Below are 17,929 nucleotides of genomic sequence, written 5' to 3'. Positions count from 1 at the left end.
GCGCGGTCTGCTCGGTCGGCAGCCGTGGCGACTCCTACGACAACGCGCTCGCCGAAAGCTTCCACGGGCTGTTCAAGACCGAACTGGTTCGGCCGGGTGGCCCCTGGCGCGGGCTCGACGACCTCGAGCTGGCGACGCTGGAGTACCTCGACTGGTTCAACCACCGCCGCCTGCACGGCCAACTCGGGATGAGCACCCCGGACGAGGCCGAAGCCACCTACTACGCTCGCACACCCCCGCCCGAACACCTCGGAGCGGGACAACCGAGCCTCCACTGAACCCGGGGCGGTTCACCCTGAGCAGGCGGTGTCGGCGATCCGGTTCGCCCACCAGCTCGGCGACCACCCCGATCCGGCGCCGCCCCGCCTGAGGTTCCGGGGGCCGGTCGGACTCAGGCTGGAGTCAGCCCCCACGGCGGCCGCCCGGCGGCCACGCGAATCCGACCGGACTGTCGCTTCAGGCAAAGCACCTTCAAAGCACGACTCGCTCAGCGCCAGCTCCCGGCCCCGTTAACAGTCTCGGCCATGGTCAGGTGGTCGGCCACCGAACCAAGACCGACCATTCCACTCCCCGCGGCCGGTGCGCCGGCCGCGGGGGCGAGCGCGGCGGCGGCCTGGGCGCCGGCCACCCGGTCGCCGGCGGCCGCGGCGGCGCGGGCCGAGAGGCATTAGAGCAGCTCGAGCAGCCTGTCGTCGCGCCTCGTCGCGCACTTCCCGACAACCCTCTCCAGGCCCGATGCTCAGCGTGCTGAGCATCGGGCCTCGGGAGCGTGCCTCAGATGCTGCCGAAGCGGAAGGCCGAGTGTCGGCCCGGGCGCCGGCTATCCTGCTTGGTTCGCCATCGCCGCCCGACCGGCCCAGCAGGCCCAAGCTCGATCGATCGCCACCGGACTGCGCAGCATCTCGCCCGCGCGCTCGATCTCACCATCGGTCAGGTACGTGACCTGCCCCAGCGCCATGGCCTGCAGCTGTAGGGCAGCGTTCTGCTCCATGTAGATCGCGGTCGTGACGATCTCCCGCAGGCTCCGCCCCGCTACCACGCTCCCGTGTCCACGCATCAAGGCCACCCGAGCAGTGCCCAGCGCCGTCGCCAGTGAGCGCCCGGACGCCATCGAGCGCACCAGCATGTCCGTGTCCCCGTCGCCGTCGCGGATGTCCCAAACCGGAACATCCGCCCCGAGCAGTGCGGCCGTGTGCAGTATGGGCCTCAGCGGGACACCGGTGACACCGAACGGGATCACCGAGGGCGAATGGTTGTGGCAGATCGCCGCGACGTCCGGGCGAGCCTCGTATACCGCCCCGTGAATCGCCCGCTCCGCGTAGGGCACGCGGTCGTCGTCATCGGCGCGTTCGCCGTCGAGGAAGAACGCCTGCAGGTCACCCGCGGTCATCTGCTCCGGACTGAGCGAGCGACCGATCACGTAGACGTTCGCGTCGTCCGGATGACGGACACTGACGTGCCCGAACGCGTCGACCACTCCCTCCATGGCCAGGATTCTATTGGCCGCTACCAGGTCTGCCGCCAGCTCCGACGGCAGCGCCGACACCCCCATGAACCGCCTCCTCCATCGATCCGGTTTCCTTACGTGGCACTGTTCTTTAGGCAGTCATACCTGTCAAGTCAGCGGCGTTCGGTCCGGACCGTGCACCGGATGGGCCGCTGCCGGTGGTATTCGACGTTCCGCTTGCCGGTACCTCCGTCCTCCTCGCCCCACAGCAGGGTGACCTCGGCGCCGTCGCGGGCCTCGGCCTCGTCGAGGAAGGCGACGGAGAACCAGCAGCCGAAGTTCACGGTGTAGGCGGCCATGGTCGACATTCCGACCCGGCGATCGCCGATCATCACGGCATCGGCTGGCACACGGGCGTATCTCGGGAGCGGCGTCTCCAGCGACTTCGCTCGGTTCTCCCCGTCGAACAGTGAGCTGCGGTAGGTATCGACGACGTCGTCGTCGTTCCAGATGAGCCACACCTTCTTGCGGTGCGGGCGGTCCACGTCTCTCTCGAGCGCCTCGCGGCCGATGAAGTCGTGGTCGAACCGCACGAGGTGTCCGTATCCGAAGTCGTACGGGGAGACGTAGTAGTCCTCGACGTCCTCGGATGCGTAGCTGCCGCCGATCGACAGCTTCCCCTCGTACCAGTCACCAGGCAGCCACTCCCGGAACGCCTTCGTGCGTTCGCTGGTGTAGATGGCGGGCAGAGGCTGGGCCGGGTAGCCCGTTTCTGTGGCTCCTGTGTAGTAGGCGATGCCACCTGCGCGGACCAGTCCGAACTCCGCGCCCGCCGTGAGCAGCGCGTCCAGCACGGCAGGCCCGTCCTCGGCCGGCCCGAAGATCTCCATGCCCTTCGAGTCGGAGCCAGGCTTCCCGATGACGGTGTGGAACAGGCCCTGCACGCGGCGGCCGGCGATCGTCAGCTCCGTCATGGTGAAGAACTTGGGGAAGGGCAGAGCTCCCCCGTTCACCTTCTCGAGGATGTTCCATGCTTCGGGGCCACCGATCTCGTACCGGTAGAGCCGACGGCCGGTGACGTTGTCCTCGGTGCGCTCGTCGCGTAGGACCTCGACGTTATAGCCTCCGGTCTCTGCCTGGAACTGCACCCAGTTGGCGGCTCCTGCAGGTCCGACCAGGCTCGCTTCCTCTTTGCCGAGGCCGAACAGCACGGTCGTGCCGACCATGAGGCCGTCCTCGGTACACACCACGAGATGCTTCGCCTTACCAGGGCCGTAGGTGGCGAAGCTGTTGGTCCCAGTGTCTGTCAACAGCCTGGTGACGTCGGGGCCGCGGAAGCGGACATCGGTCATGTGGTGGGACTGGTCGAACAGGACGGCCGTCTTCGAGATGGCCTCCTGCTCCTCCTGCCAGTTCGAGTGCACGAGCGGGTACTTGGACTTGAACGGCCCGTGCGGAGCATGCCGCAGCATGCGGACGGGGCCACCCAGTCGAGCGATCTTGGCTTCGAGGCTCTCGCCTGCCATCGTTGTGGTCCTCCTCAGGTCAGGACGTGAATCGACTTGAGCTGCGTGTAGCTCAGCAGCTCGTCGAGCGACTCCTCGCGACCGAGGCCGGAGGACTTGAATCCGCCGAACGGCATGCCGAGGTAGTGCGGGCCGGCGTCGTTGATCCACACCGTCCCCGTCTCGAGCCGCTGGGCGGTGCGGTGCGCGACCCGCAGGTCGTTGGTGTAGACACTGCCGGTGAGCCCGAACCGGACGGAGTTCGCGATCGCCACCGGGTCGTCCGCGTCACCCCATCTGATGACCGAGAGGACCGGGCCGAAGATCTCCTCGGTCGCGACGTGCGACGCCGGGTCGACGTTGTCGAGGATGGTCGGCTCGATGAAGTAGCCGGTGTCGTACTCGGCGGGCCGTCCGCCTCCGGCGGCAACGACAGCGCCGTCGTCGGTGGCCCGGGCAATGAAGTCCAGGACCTTCTCGTACTGCCTCTTGCTGACCAGCGGGCCCTGGTCCATCTCCGGATCGAGGGGGCTGCCGATCGTGTGGCGGGCCAGTAGCGCTCCGATCTCCTTGAGCACCTGGTCCGCGATGGACTCGTGCACCAGCAGTCGTGAGGTGGACCCACAGGACTGCCCGGACCAGGTGAAGTTCATGCCCTTGACCGCGCCCGCCGCGACCTTGGCCGGGTCCGCGTCAGGGAAGGCGATGAGCGCGTTCTTGCCACCGAGCTCGACCGTCACCTCCTTGAAACCGGTGTCGGCGGTGTCGCGCAGGATGCTCTGCCCGGTCGGCTCGCTCCCGGTGAAGCCGATGCGGTTGATCAGCGGGTGCCGGACGAGGGTGCGGGGCACGTCAGGTCCGTTCCCGAGCACGATCTGGAACACACCGGGCGGGAAGACGTCCTTCGCCAGCTCCGCGAGGAGAAGCGCGGACAGCGGCGTGATCTCGGAAGGCTTGAGGATGACGCAGTTACCCGCCACCAGGGGGGCCGCGATGTTCCTTACGGCAAACAGGAGCGGGTGGTTGAAGGGAATGATCTTGGCTACCACGCCCCAGGGCATGCGGGAGGTGAAGTGGACGCCGGTGGGTGTCGCAGGCACCGACTCGCCCTTGATCTCCAGGGCCAGGCCTGCGAAGTACCGCGCGATCGTTGCCGCAGCGCGAACGTCGCCCGCCATCACCCGAATCTGAGCGCCGCCGTCGATCGCGTCGAGCAGGGCGAGGTCGTCGAGGTGCTCTTCGACGACGTCTGCGAGCTTGCGGACGAGCTCGGCGCGTGCGACGGGGCCGCGGTCACGCCACTCCGGGAATGCAGCGTCGGCGTGCTGTACGGCCTCTTCGACCTGGTCGGTCGTCGCGTCCGGCACGGAGGCGATGACCTGCTCGGTGAACGGGCTGGTCACTTCGAGGGTGCGCCCCTCGGGTGCCGGGACGAGCTCGCCGTTGACGAGCATGCGCCACTCTCGGGCGAGCAGCTCGGAGACGCGCTTCTGGTTTTCTGCCTCGGTTCGCATCAGCGAGCACCTGCCTCGACGAGGAGTGGAAGGGTCTGTTCTTGGAACTTGGCCATGTCCTCCAGGTATCGGGGCCAGGAGAGGAGGACGCCGTCGGCGCCGATGTCGGCGAGCTCGATCAGCTTCTCCGCGACGATCTCGCTCGTGCCCACGATGGGACGTCCTGACCAACCGGCGATGAAGTGGTACTTCATCGCCTCCATGACTTCGGCAGGGATCGACTGGTTGTCGCCGATGCCCATGCTGCGCACGAGGTTCTCCGCCCCGGTCCAGTCACCCTTCTCCTGGACGTAGTGGTCGAGGAAGCGTCTGGCCTCCGTTTCCGTGTCCTCCTGGACGACGTAGGCGAGTGTCCAGACGAGGATCTCGCGGCCGTACTCGTCGCGCGCGAGCTTCTTGAACGTGTCGATCTTCGCCTTCACCTCCTCGATCGGCTGTTCACCGAGGCCGGGCTGCACGAAGATCACGTCGCAGTTGCGGGCGCCGAAGTGCATCCCTGCGCCCGAGCCTCCGGCGTTCATGAGCACCGGGCGGGGTCGCTGAACGGGGCCGGGAGAGATCTCGGCCTTCTTCAGGTCGAAGTACTTGCCCTGGAAGTCGATCGGTCCGTCGTGCTCCCACAGCTTGATCATCACGTCGACCCACTCCTGGGCGACGTCGTACCGCTCGTCGTGGGGGCGCTGCTCGATGCCGAACATAGCCATCTCGTCGGAGTTCCATCCGGCGACGATGTTGAGCGCGGCACGACCGTGGGAGATGTGGTCGATGGTCGTGAGCTGCTTCGCGGCGAAGAGCGGGTGCACAGTAGGCACGTGCGAGGTGACGAAGACCCCCGCCTTCTCCGTCGCTGCGCCCACTCCGGCGGCCCAGGCGTAGGGCTCCTGCTGCTCTCCGTTGAAGTTGGTCTCGCCTCCGAACCCGCGCCAGCGGCCGACGGGCACGATGGCTTCGAAGTCCATATCGTCGGCGAGCCGAGCCAGGCTGAGGCCGGCATCCCAGCTGCCGTCGAACACACCGTCGACCGTGGACATCGCACAGCCGCCGCTGACGTTCGTCCCGAACGTTCCCAGGCGTACTTTCCGTTCGCTGAATACCGGGTGCCGGGCGTCGCGCAGTTCGTCTGCGCGAGTGGACAAGCCGTTGGCCACTGCTGACTCCTTTGTGAGGTGGGGCCGCCCGGAGGCGGTCGTGTGAGCGGGACGGACCCGCCGGCATCAGATGACGAACGTCTCGAGCGTCTCGGGGGCGAAGAGATGTGCAGGCTCGGGGGCTTGGACGGCGAGCCCCTGGCTGCGGGAGTAGCGCGTGAACGTCTCGAGCGTCGCGGCGTTGGCCTCGTAGCCGTAGGACCACCAGTCGGCGCCCAGATGCTGCTGCATGAAGGCGTCCTGCGGGTAGGGCCAGGGCAGCATCGAGGTGAGTGCGGCCAGCTCGGACAGCTTCGCGCGGGCGATCTCCTTGCTCAGAGAACACGCCCGGTAGAGCTCTTGCGCGAGCCACGGCTGGCGCTCGTACACGTCGCGCCGGATCACCACGACATGCATGATCGGGAAGATCCCCGTGCCGGCCAGATACTGCTGTTCGACGCTCTCCGGGTCGTCGAACAGCCTGCGCAGCGGACCGGCGGGCCCCATCGCGCTCGGTGTCCGCGCTGAGTACAGCGCGTCGATCTCACCGTCGATCAGCGCCTGGGTGAGGGTACGGTCCGCCGCGAGCGGAACGACGTCGAACTCGGCCGGTAGCGAGAGCTCCACCTTCTCGGTGCGGCCGGGGCTCTCCAAACCCCCGGTCCGGTAGCTCACCTTCGTCATGGGCAAGCCGTGGCGTTCCTCGAAGATGCCGCGGATCCAGACCGCGGCCGTCATCTGGAACTCCGGGACACCGATCCGGCCGCCCGTCAGGTCACCCGGGGTCCGCGCCGTCGAGTCCTCGCGGACGTACACGCCGCTGTGGCGGAAGGAGCGTGACGGGAACACCGGGATCGCGACGAACGGCCCGTCGGGTGCCGTCATGAGGAAGCTGGAGAGGGACATCTCCGCGGCGTCGAACTCGCGGAAACGCATCATCCGGTAGAAGGTCTCCTCGACCGGCAGCGGCAGGAAGTTCAGGTCGACGCCGCGCACCTCCACGGTGCCGTCCGCCAGGGCCTGCATCCGGTCGTACTGCTGGCACGCGAACGTGACACCCAGCCGACTCACTGAGCCGCCTCCATCGCCTTGCGGACCTCGACCGGCGTCCACCAGGGCATGAGGCCGAGGTCCTCGGCGATGATCCCGGACACGATGTAGGAGGCACCACCGGAGATCCCGCCGCCGGGATGCGTCGCCGAACCCGCCATGTAGAGGTTGGGGATGGGGGTCCGGTACCCGAAGTGGTTCCACATGGTCTGGTCGCCGGCGAGTGAGCCGACGAAGATGTCACCGTCGACCATATTGACGATTTCCTTGGTGTAGTCGTTCGGCGTGTAGCACCATGCGTCGACGATGGTGTCGTCGGTGAGGTTGGGCGCGTACTCGCGCCACTTGGCGATGATCTTCTGCGTGATCTCGGCCTTGAGCGGCTCGATGTTCTCGGGATCGCCGCCCGGGGCGTAGGGAACCGCGTACCAGGCGTAGGCGGTGCTGCCACCTTTCGGCGCCTGGGAGGGGTCGAACTGCGTGATGCTTCCGGAGCCGAACGACACCAGGTCCGGGACTCGTCCCTCCGCGACCTGCTGGTGCAGCGTGAACAGCTCCTCCATCGTCTCCGCACCGATGTTGTACTTCAGTGCGTGGTTGATGTTGGGGTTGAACTCTGATCCCACGTACCGCGGCGCCTCGGTCAGCGCGAGGTGGACCCCGAAGAGCCCCCAGGCCGTGTGCTTGAAGCCGTCGACCTTGCGGAGGAACTCGGCGGGCAGCTGCTCCCGTCCCACGAGCTTGTTCCAGGTCTGCGGGACGTCGACACAGCTCGCGACGAACTGCCCAGCACCGACCGTCGTACCATCGGCCAGCTGGACACCCGTGGCCCGACCGCCGTCGACGATGATGCGCTCGACCTCGGCCTTGTTCACGAAGTGGCCACCGGAGCGGATGAACTCCTCCATCAACCCTCGGGCGAGGTTCCAGCTCCCGCCGACGCAGACCTGGTAGCCCGCCGAGAGGTCGAAGCCGCGCACCGCGGCGCCCATCGGGCTCCGCTTCGTCACCGCGTCGTAAAGGACGGTGCCGAACAGCGAGAGCTTGAACAGCATGAGCAGCTGTACCTTCTCGTGCTCGAACAGGTCCTTGACCAGCTCGAGCGGCTGACGCTCGATGATCTCCAAGAAGTCCCGGCCGAGCGCACTCTGTGACAGCAGCGCATCCCGCTCCTTCTCCGGGAGCGGCTCCGAGTAGCGCTCCGCCAGAAAGATGGCGTCGCTGATCCGCTCGGCGCGGAGGTTCCACTCCCGGAACGTCTCCGCGTCCTTATTCGAGAACCTCGCGATCGACGCGATCGTCTCCTCCACGTCGCGGGAGATGACGAGCGAAGTGCCGTCCAGGTGAGGCTGCGCGAACTCGTACTGCGGCGTCACGTAACGCACCGATTCCGACAGGCCCAGATCGCGATACCACGGCGACTCGGTGATGTTGAAGTGGTTGATCGAATGCGGGTTCTGGTAGAAGCCGGGCGGCCCGGGCTCGGTCGTGCTCAGCCCCCCGCCGTACTGGAGCCGCCGCTCGACGATCGCGATCCGGAGACCGAGCTTGGCGAGATAGGTCCCCAGGATCAAACCGTGGTGTCCCGCTCCGACGATCACACCGTCGTAGCTAGTCGGCATCGCCACACTCCCTCAGTGAACTGACTGTTCGGACTTGCGGAACTCTTGTCCATCCTGTCGAACAGATGGCACAGTAGGCACCCGAGCGGGGCAGGTCAACAGAGCCCCGCCGACAGACATCAAGGAAGGCACCATTCATGGCGAGTGAGGTTCTGACGGGCAAGACCGCGATCATCACGGGGTCGGGCCAGGGCATCGGCAGCGAGTTCGCCCGCTCGTTCGCCGAGGCAGGCGCTCAGGTGGTGGTCGCCGACCTGAACGAGGCGAACGCGAAGAACGTCGCGACCGAGCTCTGCGATGGGGGCGGAGTCGCACTAGGCGTCGGGGTGGACGTCACGGACGAGGGCGCCGTGCAGAGCATGCTGGAGGCCGCCGTGGGCGAGTTCGGTCGCATCGACGTACTGGTCAACGGCGCGGCCGTGTTCTCTTCGCTCATCATGCGACCGTTCGAGGAAATCGACTCCGCGGAATGGAGGACCGTCATGGACGTGAACGTGACCGGGGCGTTCCTGTGCTGTCAGGCCGTCGCCCCGGTCATGCGCCGACAGCAGGCCGGAAGGATCATCAACATCTCCTCGGCGACGGTCCTAGGTGGGCGACCGAACTACCTCCACTACGTCACGTCGAAGGCCGCCCTGGTCGGCATGACGCGCTCGCTGGCGCGCGAGCTCGGCTCGTCCGGGGTGACGGTCAACGCGATCATGCCCGGCTCGGTCGAGACGGGGATTCCACGAGACTCGGCACGCCCGGAGGCGGTCGAGAAGACCATCGCGAGCCAATCCATCCCACGAAGGATCACCTCAGCAGACATCTGCGGCTCAGCGGTCTTCCTCGCGTCCGATGCGTCTCGAATGATCACCGGCCAAACGGTCGTCGTCGACGGAGGGACCGAGTTCGTCTGAGCACCTGAGTGACCATGGACTAGCTTCACCATGATGGACGGGAGAATTGCTGAAGTGGCCGAAGCCGACTCCCCCGTCGCCGGCTCCACCAACGGATCGGCGGACAACGCCCTCAAGCTCGTATCGATGCTGGGAGACCAGCAGCAACTCCGGGTGACCGATGTCAGTCGGCACCTCGGCGTCGCACGATCGACCGCTCATCGCCTCCTCCAGATCCTGCAGGCCCATGGCTTCGTCGAGCAGGACAGGGAGACGCGTACGTACCGGGTCGGACCTGCGCTCGTGGCCCTGTCGATCTCGCTCGCCCGGGGTCACGATCTCGCGACCTTGGCCAGGCCCGTCATGACCGACCTGGTCGCTGAGCTGGGCGAGACCGTCCACCTCAGCGTCCTGCGCGGTACCGACATCGTCTTCCTCGAGTCGGTGGTCACCGAGCGGGCGGTGCGTGTCGGGGGGCGTGCCGGCATGACGCGCCCGGCCTACGCCACCGCGGCCGGGCGTGTCCTGCTCTCCGAGGTCGATCTCGAGGAGGTCCACCGCCTCTACCCACACACGCGACTGGAACCGTTGACCCCCCGGACGGTCTCCACACGCGCACAGCTCGACGAGTTGCTCGCCGCCGCGCGGACTGCGGGGTACGCCGCGAGCATGGGAGAGAGCGAGCCAGAGGTCGCCACCGTGGCCGCCCCCGTACGCAGCAGCACCGGGAAGATCGTGAGTGCGATCGCCATCGCCGCCCCTCTGGCCCGCTTCGACGAGCACCAGATTCCCGATATCGCCGCGTCCCTCGTGCGGGCCGCCGGTCGACTCTCCCGTCTGCTCCCCCTCTGAGACCCTTCGCCGTCCGGGTCCCGGCTGTCGCGGGGGCCCGCGTCGCGCTCGGCGGCAGCGAGTCGTCAGGGTCGTGCGTCCGCCGCGCAGATCCCCCGAACCATGGTGGCGGCTGCAACGGTCAGCACTTCTCGATCTCCGCGACGTGCAGGCCGTCGTCGTGCCTCGTGGCGGGGAACTGGTCCCACAGCCGCGCCTCGTGCATCGGGAGAACCCGGCTGACGTTCTCGCCGACGAGCTCGAGCATCTCCTCGGTCACTCGGAGGCAGCGCTCGACGCTGCCCTGGACGCGACCGATCGGCACCAGGGGTTGCGTGCCGTCGAGCCCGCCGAGGTTCTCGTACACATAGGCGACGTCGCCCGCGACGACCCACGGGCGCCCGTCTGCGCCGGTCAGGACGACGTACTGCGATCCCTCAGTGTGACTGGTGAACGCGGGGCGCACGGCGACGCGCGGGGTGACCTGCGCGGCGCCGTCGACCAGCCGAAGCCTGCCCGCGGCGCGTAGGCGGGCCAAGGTGGGCCCGGTGTCGGGGTCGAGACCCGCGCGCAGCCATTCGAGGCGCGGGGAAGCGGTCCACTTCACCGTCCAGTCCTCGACCTCCCGCTCCTGGATCCACACCGTGGCCGAAGGCAGCATCTCGACGGCGCCTGCGTGGTCGAAGTGGTGGTGGGTGAGAACGACGTCGGTGACGTCGGACGGGGCGAGGCCAATCCGGGCAAGCACGACGTCCAGGGGCTGGAAGTCGCTGATCCCCAGGTCGGCCATGAGGCCCCGGGTGTAGGCGTTGTCGTCGAACCCGCAGTCGACCATGACCACACGGTCCCCGTCCCGGACGACGAAGTAGCAGAACGGGAACTCGCGCGCGCCGCCCTCGGCCCCGTAGAGGATGGACGTGTCGGAGTGCGCGCGGGTCACCGCGTACTCGAGCGCCCAGATCACGGGGCGAGCCGCTTCACCAGGGCCGGCAGCTCGCGGGCGCCCGCGCTCGCGCGCCGGGTGACGTCGTCGGCCGCCACCCCGGCGTCGCGCATCGCCTCGTCGAAGATCTCCATGTCGAAGGCCTCGACGGCCGCGAGGTGCTCGACGGTCTCCGGGGTCACCATGGTGTTCAGCAGAGTCAGCGCGACGCTCGACGCGCTGCCGAGCTTCAGCACCTCGACGAGGCGCCGTGGCTGCAGCCCCATTCCGTCCGCGATCTCGACGAGCTCGGCGATGTTCGCCTGATTCATCATCAGAAGGATGTTGTTGAACAACTTGGCAGTCTGTCCGGCCCCGGCCCCGCCCAGGTGGACCACATGCCGGGAGAAGGACCTGAAGACCGGTTCGCAGCGCGCCGCGACATCCGGGGACCCGCCGACCATCGTCGTGAGCCGGTGCTCGCGGGCGGCGGGACGGCCGCCGCTCACCGGGGCGTCGAGTACGTGCACACCGGCCGCCGCACAGAACTCGGTGAGTCGGACGGCATTGGCGGGCGTCCCGGTGCCGTGGTTCACCAGCACCGACCCCGCCCGCAGGCCCGGCAGGAGGAGGCTTGCCACCTCGAGCACGTCCTCGTCGGTGTTGACGCACATTCCGACCACCTCCGACGCGGCAGCGAGCTCGCCCGCCGAGCCGTGTCGGACGTGGGGGACATCGCGAAGCCCGTCGAGCGCCTCCGGCCGCCGGTCCCAGGTATGGAGCGTGAACCCGGCCTCGGCGACGGCAACGGCCATCGGCAGCCCCTGGTCGCCGAGACCGACGAATCCGACGTGCATTCCTTCGAAAGTCACTGCGCTGCCCTCCCTGCGGCCGAGCTACACGGAACCAGCCGGGGAATCGGCTCGCAAACTGCGGATGAGCGCCGCGGAGACAAGGGTGAACAACGCGAGTACAGCTGCATAGATCGACAATGGGATGGAGGTCGTGAAACCGCCGTAGAGGGCCGTCGCGATGATCGGCGCGAAAGCGCCGCCGAAGATTCCGCCGAGCCCGTAGGTGACGGAGGCGCCACTGAAGCGGACCGCGGCCGGAAAGGCCTCGGCGACGAGCGCGGGAACGGGCCCGTTGCCCACGCCGATGAGGATTCCGAGAACCACGCAGGACACGCCGATGAGCACCACCGAGCCCGTGTCGATCAGGGCGTAGAAGACGAACGCCCAGACGACCCAGATGGCGCTCGCGGTCATCACCACGCGCTTGCGCCCGACCCGCTCGGCCAGTGACGCACCCGCGTAGACCGCCGCCGCCCAGGCGACGGAGGTGATCACGACGATGGCGAGCATCGCGCTCGGCGAGGCCAGCTTCTTGAGGGCCACGTAGCTCACGCTGAAGACGAGCAGGATGTTGCCGAGCCCCGAGCAGCCGATGTTGACGCCGGTGGCGAGCAGCAGCGAGCCCGGGTGCCTGCGCACCACGTCGACCAGCGGCATCTTGCGTACCTCGCCACGCTCCTTGACCTCCGCGAACTCCGGGCTCTCCCCGATGCGAACGCGGATGAACAGGCCCACCCCGACGAGCACCACGCTGAGCAGGAAGGGAATCCGCCACGCCCAGTCGGCGAACGCCTCGGCGCTCGTCAGGAGTCGGACGATGAGGAAGACCCCGCTCGAGAGGAAGATGCCGATCGGCAGCCCGATCTGGGGGAAGGCGGCGTAGAGCGTCCGGCGGTTCGGCGGCGCGTGCTCCAGCGACATGAGGACCGCACCGCCCCACTCGCCGCCCACCGCGAAGCCCTGCAGGAAGCGCAGCACGACCAGGATGAGCGGGGCGGCGATGCCGATCGTGGCGTAGGTGGGCAGCAAGCCGATCGCGAAGGTGGCCAGCCCCATCATCAGCACGGACAGCAGCAGGATCCGCTTGCGCCCGATGCGGTCGCCGACGTGACCCATCACCGCCGCTCCGATGGGACGGGCGACGAAGCCGACGGCGAAGGTGGAGAAGGCGGCCAGGGTGCCGACCGTCGGCGACACGCTCGGAAAGAACTGCGGCGCGAACACCAGGCCGGCGGCGGTCCCGTAGATGAAGAAGTCGTACCACTCGATCGAGGTGCCGATGAGACCGGCGAATGCCACCTTCGATGCCTTGGCGGAGTCGGCGGCGTCGGCCGCCCGCGTCTCACCCGCCGAGCCGGAAACGGTGTCCATCGAATCTCCTTTGATCGGTCAAGACAGGCCCAGCGGGCCATCTTCCTTCGGCGAGCTCGATCCGCCGAACCCGTGACCGACGCCCACTCCGGCGTCATACGGTGATCACTCTCCGCCAGGTGCTCAGTACACTGAGCATCTTCCCGATGAATTGTGCCTCAGATCGCTCGAAAGGGAAAGAGCGGAATGGAACATCGCCGGCAGCGCCCGGACGCCCGTGGGCGGGCCGAGGTGTCGACGCCCCGGTTCGCCCGCCCAGGCCCGGTCGACCGCCAGGGGCTGCGCAGCAGTGGTCTGAGGCGGTCGTCTGCTCTGGACCCAGGTCGTCGGGCAGCGCGCAGCCTCCCACGCGGGCGCCTCCTCAGTTGTCGTCATCGAGTCGCTTCGACCGGCACGGGAAGAGACTTGCGACAGGTAAGCCTGTCTGTCAAGGTTCTCCGGCGGCCGCGGTGCGAGAGCGGGTCCGCGCGCCACCACGGCCCCGGCACGCACCTTCTTCGCCGTGCACCGAACGTCCCCCGCGCGGTCCCACCACCGCCACGAGTGCCCCGAGGTGAGCAGATGACGACGACGAGCAACGGATTCGGCAAGGGGGTGCACGCGCTCGCTCCCGCGCTACCGGGATCGGCGGAGGTGCGCACCGTCTTCGGCCGCTACGCGGCGGCCGTCGGCGCCCTCTGTGCCGTGGTCGACGGACGGCCGATCGGCCTGGTGGCGACGTCGCTGGCGGTGGGGGCGTCCTTTGACCCGCCGATGATCACGTTCTCGTGCCGGAAGGAGTCGACCACCTGGCCGATGCTGCGGACGGCGCCCCGGATCGGGGTATCCGTGCTCGGGCAGGGGCAGGCGGCGGTGTGCACCCGGATCGCCGGGCCCGCGGCCGATCGGTTCCGCGGTCTGGACCTGTACGAGACCGCCGAGGGTGCGCTGTTCGTCAAGTACGCGATGACCTGGCTGGACTGTCGGATCTCGGCGGAGATGGAGGTCGGCGACCACGCCGTGGTGGTGCTGGAGCTCATCGAGGTTGGCCACGACCTCGCGACCGAGCCCCTGATCTTCCTCGACGGCGAGTTCCCGGCCCTGCGGCGGCGCTCGACGGCCGTCTGACGGCTGTACGGTCGCGGTGCGGCACCCCCGTCCATGCCGCGGCCTCCTACACTGCGCAGTGTGCTGGGGGATGCTGCGGGGACCGCTCGAGAAGACGGTCGGGCCGAACCGCTGCAGCTGGGCGACCACCCGGGCCACCTCATCCGCAGGCTCCAGCAGGCCCACAAGCTCCTCTGGTCGAAGAACGTCGAGGCGGACCTGACGTCCTCGCAGTTCGCGGTGCTCAATGTCCTGCAGCTGCGGCCGAACATCGACCAGAAGACCCTCGGCGACCACGTCGGGATGGATCGCACCACGATCGGCCAGATCGTGAACCGGCTCGTCCGTGCCGGGCTCGTGGTGAAGATTCGGGACTTCGAGGACACCCGGCGGAACGTCCTGCGGCTCAGCCCGCGCGGTCGCGACCTGCTCTTCGCCACACTCCCCGCCGCCTCGACGGTGAGCGAGCAGCTCATCGCGGACCTCGACGAGCGGGACCGCCGGGAGCTGCTCAGGATCCTTAACATCCTCGTGCGGGCGCACCACGACCCCGTCGATCCCTGACCGGGGCCCGCCGGGGCTCGACCCGCGCCGGGCACGCGCCGCGCAGCGAGCTGAGCAGGACCACCGCTTCGGCGGACCTGAGGTCCGCGGGAGTCAGGACCCGTTCGTGCAGCAGGCCGGCGTCGATCCGCCGGGCCCGCTCCGTGCCGGGCAGGCACCCGCTGCGCAGCGGGGGCGTCCACCACCGCCCGTCGCAGCGCACGGCGACCGTCGCGCGGGTCGCGCCGACGACCTCCCCGGCGCGGTCGACGACGACGACGTCGTCGACGTCGGGCCGGCACAGACGTCGGCGCCGGTACTCCTCGCGCCACGAGGTCGAGTGACGGAACCACCAGGCCGTCGGGTCCACCGGGTCGTCGTCGACGGCCACGGTGAGCGGCATCCCCCAGGTCGGCGCCGGGGCGAGGTCGATGCCGACATGGCCGTCCCGGAACAGCCGCAGCCGCACACGCCGCGGGTCGTCACCCTCGCCGCGCAGGCCCTCGACCAGCCGGGTCTCGACGTGCTCGCGGTCGAAGGCGAAGCCGAGCTCCTCAGCCGAGGCGGCCAGCCGCCGCAGGTGCAGCTCCCGGTTGCGCAACCCGCGGCCGGGTACCAGTCGCATCGTCTCGATCAGGTGCAGCTCTCCGCGCCCGGACAGGATGGAGGTCTTGGTGAGCACCTCGCGGTGTTCGGCTGCGGGGCTCGAGCTCCAGGTGACACCGCTGCCCGTGCCGTACTCGGCCGCTCCGGTCAGGGTGTCGACGACGGCGGTGCGGATCGCGACGCCGAAACGCGCCGTGACGGGCTCCGACGCGGGGCCGAGCCAGCCGATCGCGCCACAGTAGACCCCGCGCGGGGTGTCCTCGAGTTCGGCGATCAGGGCCATGGTCGACGGCTTCGGCGCGCCCGTCACGGAGCCGCAGGGGAATAGGGCGGTGAACAGCTCGACCAGCCCGGTACCGGGGCGCACGGTGGCGGTGACGTCCGAGGTCATCTGCAGCACGGTCCCGTACCGCTCGACCGTGAGCAGCCGCGGGGCCCGGACGGTACCCACCTCGGCGACCTGCGAAATGTCGTTGCGCAGCAGGTCGACGATCATGACGTTCTCGGCACGCTCCTTGGGGTCCGCCCGTAGCCAACGGGCCCGGGCCAGGTCCTCCGCGGCGCTCTGGCCGCGAGCCGCCGTGCCCTTCATCGGGCGCATCAGCACGTTGTCGCCGCGGCGCTCGAAGAACAGCTCAGGGCTCGCGCTCACCACGGCGAAGCGCCCGAGGTCGAGGTGGGCGTTGTAGGAGCCGCGCTGGGCGAGCGCGAGGTCGCGGTAGAGCGCCGCCGGGTCCCCGGCGACCTGTCCGCGCATCCGTACGGTGAGATTGGTCTGGTAGGTCTCGCCCGCGGCGATGCGGCTGCGGACGACGTCGACCGCCCGGCGGTGGCCGGCCGAGGTCCAGTCCGGGGTCCAGGCCGCGCGGTACCCGTCGCCCAGGCGGCCCGCGATGACCGGGACGGACTCCGGGGGCCCGGTTACGCCGAAGAACACCAGCGGCGGTCCTGCGGGATCCGGCGGGGTCACCGCCAGCCCGGTACCCAGCCCCGCCGCCGCCTCGTAGGCGACGTACCCGTAGGCCCAGGCCCCGCGCTCCGTCGCCTCGGCGACGGCGGCCAGCACCGGCACGACCTCCTCAGGCCTCCGGGCGACCAGGCACCGCTCGGGTGCGCCGAACCGCAGCCCGCGGCCCGCCTGCAGGTCGTCGAACCGCGCGCCGGTCACCCGGTGCTCGCCGCGGCAGGCTCCGTGACGTCGTGGAGCGCCGAGAGCAGGTGGAACGACCCGCCCGCCACCAGCGGCACCTCGGGCGCGGTCGCGGCGCACGCCCGAGCAAGAGCGACGACCGGGTCCCGCTCCACGACGGCGCGCAGACCGGCGGCCCGGGCCGCGGCCGCGACCTCGTCGGCCGGGCGGGAGCGGACGGCCGGGTGGTCGCCGCCCTCGGTCGCGAACTCGGTCGCGACCACGAGACCGGCGGCAGGCGCCATCGCCCGCACCGCCTCGTCGAGCCGCTTGTCCGGTTTGAGCGCGAGCACCCAGGTCGCACGCCGCCCCGGGTGCACCTGCGCCAGAGTCGCGGCGACCGCGGCGAGCTTCATCGCGTTGTGGGCGCCGTCGACGACGATCGTCCGGCCGGCGTAGCTGCGGCGCTCGAACCGGCCCGGTAGCGCAGCGCGCGCCAGGCCCTGGCGCACGGCGTCGGCATCGATCCACCACCCGTCGCGGCAGGCGAGCTCCTCCACCGCCCGCAGCGCGAGCAGGGCGTTTCCGGCCTGGTGTCGGCCGGTCAGGCCGAGCGGGAGGCGGCCGCCGTCCGCGGTCCGCAGGACGGTCGTGTGCCGCTCGGTCACGGCCGCGCTCACGGCGGCCGCGGTGTCGACGACCGCGAGGCTCGCCCGCCGCCGGGCCGCGGCACCGGCGATGACCGCGTCGATCTCGGGCCCGTTGCTCGCGCTGACGACCCGGCCGCCGTGGGCGATGATGCCCGCCTTCTGCGCCGCGATCCCCAGCAGGCCCTCCCCCAGCACCTCGGTGTGATCGAGGCCGATCGCGGTGAGGACGGCGAGCTTGTCCCGGCGTCCGATGACGTTCGTCGAGTCGTGCCGCCCGCCGATGCCGGTCTCGATGACGCTGTAGTCGACGCGGTCCGCGAACAGCCCGAACGCGACCGCGTTGGTGATCTCGAAGAAGCTCGGCCGCCCGTGGCTCGACCGCTCCAGCGCCGCGACCGCGGGGCGGACCCGGTCGAGCTCGGCGACGAGGAGCTCGGGCGAGGCCGGTCGGCCGTCGATGCGGAAGCGTTCCCGCAGGCTGTAGGCGTGGGGGGACAGGTGGCTGCCGACCGTGAATCCGTGAGCGCGCAGGAGCTCCGCGACGAAGGTGCACACCGACCCCTTGCCCGCCGTGCCCGCCACGTGGACCGTCGGGGCGGCGTCCTGGGGGTCGCCGAGCAGGCGCAGGAGCAGGCGGGCCCGGGCGGTGCCCACCGGCCTGCGCGGGCCGCCGGCGGGTGCTGCGGGGGTGAGGGCGTAGAGGTAGCGAACGGCGTCGCGGTAGCGCTGCGCCGTGTCGTCCGTGCGGGTGCCGCCTGCCGCCGGGACCCCGCCAGTCCCGTCGAGCATCG

16 protein-coding genes are annotated in these 17,929 nt (G+C 69.4%); 5 read left to right on the top strand and 11 right to left on the bottom strand.

What is annotated here, in order from left to right; translation table 11 throughout:
* Window positions 1–278, top strand: a 278-nt coding sequence (locus tag PKE99_RS28155) for an integrase core domain-containing protein (RefSeq protein ID WP_271214933.1), incomplete at its 5' end; no start/stop codon positions are given.
* A gap of 542 nt (window positions 279–820) precedes the next feature.
* Here PKE99_RS28155 and PKE99_RS28150 read toward each other — a convergent pair.
* The 6 genes from PKE99_RS28150 to PKE99_RS28125 form a co-directional block, all read right to left on the bottom strand.
* Complete coding sequence (locus tag PKE99_RS28150) at window positions 821–1,552, bottom strand: class II aldolase/adducin family protein (RefSeq protein ID WP_037050597.1); 732 nt, start codon at window positions 1,550–1,552, stop codon at window positions 821–823.
* A gap of 68 nt (window positions 1,553–1,620) precedes the next feature.
* A complete protein-coding gene (locus PKE99_RS28145) occupies window positions 1,621–2,973 on the bottom strand; it encodes an aminomethyltransferase family protein (protein ID WP_037050598.1) in 1,353 nt (450 codons plus the stop codon).
* 14 nt (window positions 2,974–2,987) lie between these two features.
* A complete protein-coding gene (locus tag PKE99_RS28140; RefSeq protein ID WP_037050599.1) occupies window positions 2,988–4,466 on the bottom strand; it encodes an aldehyde dehydrogenase family protein in 1,479 nt (492 codons plus the stop codon).
* A complete protein-coding gene (locus PKE99_RS28135; RefSeq protein WP_156067939.1) occupies window positions 4,466–5,614 on the bottom strand; it encodes an LLM class flavin-dependent oxidoreductase in 1,149 nt (382 codons plus the stop codon). The genes PKE99_RS28140 and PKE99_RS28135 overlap by 1 nt, the downstream gene beginning before the upstream one ends.
* A gap of 66 nt (window positions 5,615–5,680) precedes the next feature.
* Window positions 5,681–6,664, bottom strand: coding sequence for a substrate-binding domain-containing protein (locus PKE99_RS28130; RefSeq protein ID WP_037050600.1), 984 nt, complete (start codon window positions 6,662–6,664; stop codon window positions 5,681–5,683).
* Complete coding sequence (locus PKE99_RS28125) at window positions 6,661–8,265, bottom strand: phytoene desaturase family protein (RefSeq protein ID WP_156067941.1); 1,605 nt, start codon at window positions 8,263–8,265, stop codon at window positions 6,661–6,663. Before PKE99_RS28125 ends, PKE99_RS28130 begins: the two co-directional genes overlap by 4 nt.
* 137 nt (window positions 8,266–8,402) lie before the next feature.
* Here PKE99_RS28125 and PKE99_RS28120 point away from each other — a divergent pair, with 137 nt between their 5' ends.
* Together PKE99_RS28120 and PKE99_RS28115 are read left to right on the top strand one after the other, a co-directional pair.
* Window positions 8,403–9,167, top strand: a complete 765-nt coding sequence (locus PKE99_RS28120) for an SDR family NAD(P)-dependent oxidoreductase (RefSeq protein ID WP_037050604.1) — start codon at window positions 8,403–8,405, stop codon at window positions 9,165–9,167.
* 54 nt (window positions 9,168–9,221) lie between these two features.
* Window positions 9,222–9,998: an IclR family transcriptional regulator gene (locus PKE99_RS28115; protein WP_197040797.1), complete on the top strand. Its 777-nt coding sequence runs from the start codon at window positions 9,222–9,224 to the stop codon at window positions 9,996–9,998.
* A 121-nt stretch (window positions 9,999–10,119) separates the two neighbouring features.
* On the opposite strand, the gene PKE99_RS28110 is transcribed toward PKE99_RS28115, so the two are convergent.
* Genes PKE99_RS28110 through PKE99_RS28100 form a run of 3 tightly spaced genes read right to left on the bottom strand, consistent with a single transcriptional unit; the run spans window position 10,120 to window position 13,124 of the window.
* Window positions 10,120–10,941, bottom strand: a complete 822-nt coding sequence (locus tag PKE99_RS28110) for an N-acyl homoserine lactonase family protein (RefSeq protein ID WP_037050606.1) — start codon at window positions 10,939–10,941, stop codon at window positions 10,120–10,122.
* Window positions 10,938–11,756 (bottom strand): NAD(P)-dependent oxidoreductase, encoded by an 819-nt coding sequence (locus PKE99_RS28105; protein ID WP_051737978.1) that lies wholly within the window; start codon window positions 11,754–11,756, stop codon window positions 10,938–10,940. The genes PKE99_RS28110 and PKE99_RS28105 overlap by 4 nt, the downstream gene beginning before the upstream one ends.
* A gap of 39 nt (window positions 11,757–11,795) precedes the next feature.
* Entirely contained in the window at window positions 11,796–13,124 is a 1,329-nt protein-coding gene (locus PKE99_RS28100) for an MFS transporter (protein WP_051737979.1), read from the bottom strand.
* Between the two features lie 561 nt (window positions 13,125–13,685).
* Here PKE99_RS28100 and PKE99_RS28095 point away from each other — a divergent pair.
* Both PKE99_RS28095 and PKE99_RS28090 read left to right on the top strand, forming a co-directional pair.
* Window positions 13,686–14,231: a flavin reductase family protein gene (locus PKE99_RS28095; RefSeq protein ID WP_051737980.1), complete on the top strand. Its 546-nt coding sequence runs from the start codon at window positions 13,686–13,688 to the stop codon at window positions 14,229–14,231.
* Window positions 14,232–14,291: 60 nt separating this feature from the next.
* Window positions 14,292–14,774, top strand: a complete 483-nt coding sequence (locus PKE99_RS28090) for a MarR family winged helix-turn-helix transcriptional regulator (RefSeq protein ID WP_051737981.1) — start codon at window positions 14,292–14,294, stop codon at window positions 14,772–14,774.
* Here the strand turns inward: PKE99_RS28090 and PKE99_RS28085 are convergent.
* Window positions 14,731–16,527, bottom strand: a complete 1,797-nt coding sequence (locus tag PKE99_RS28085) for a chorismate-binding protein (protein WP_037050608.1) — start codon at window positions 16,525–16,527, stop codon at window positions 14,731–14,733. The two genes, PKE99_RS28090 and PKE99_RS28085, sit on opposite strands and share 44 nt — an antisense overlap.
* A complete protein-coding gene (locus PKE99_RS28080; RefSeq protein WP_051737982.1) occupies window positions 16,524–17,927 on the bottom strand; it encodes a bifunctional folylpolyglutamate synthase/dihydrofolate synthase in 1,404 nt (467 codons plus the stop codon). The genes PKE99_RS28085 and PKE99_RS28080 overlap by 4 nt, the downstream gene beginning before the upstream one ends.
* Window positions 17,928–17,929 lie beyond the last annotated feature (2 nt).

The organism is Pseudonocardia halophobica (genome assembly GCF_027922425.1).
Lineage (GTDB): Bacteria > Actinomycetota > Actinomycetes > Mycobacteriales > Pseudonocardiaceae > Pseudonocardia > Pseudonocardia halophobica.
This window is presented reverse-complemented; position numbering and strand designations above follow the sequence as displayed.